The sequence below is a fragment of the Rhizobium sp. SVR5-9E genome, assembly GCF_056755095.1.
This window is the reverse complement of sequence record NZ_JBNDHS010000263.1, coordinates 1-402: the sequence shown is the minus strand read 5'-3', so window position 1 is coordinate 402 and position 402 is coordinate 1. Positions and strand designations below refer to the sequence as shown.

At 37.8% G+C, this 402-nt stretch carries 1 protein-coding gene; it reads left to right on the top strand.

Going from position 1 to position 402, the window contains the following annotated elements; all coding sequences use genetic code 11:
- Positions 1-26: 26 nt before the first annotated feature.
- On the top strand, positions 27-402 hold a 376-nt coding region (locus tag ACPYOJ_RS34720; RefSeq protein WP_481420282.1), incomplete at its 3' end, for a 50S ribosomal protein L6.

Genomic DNA, 402 nt, shown 5'->3' with positions numbered 1-402 from the left:
GTTTATTAATTTTTAATCACAGGAAAATGTCAAGAATTGGTAAAGCAATTATAACAGTTCCAGCAGGAGTTACAATCACTGAAAACAATGGTGTGGTAACTGTAAAAGGTCCTAAAGGAGAACTTTCTCAGGAGCTTACAGCAGGAATTACTATAGAACAGAAAGATGGTGAACTGAACGTAAACAGACCATCTGAAGCTAAACAACACAAAGCGCTTCACGGTTTATACAGAGCGTTAATCAACAACATGATTGTTGGTGTAAATCAAGGTTTCGAAAAGAAACTGGAACTAGTAGGGGTAGGATACAGAGCTTCACACGCAGGTCAAAAACTTGAGTTGGCTTTAGGATTCTCTCACGGTATCGTATTAGAACTTCCTAGCGAAGTAAAAGTTGATACAT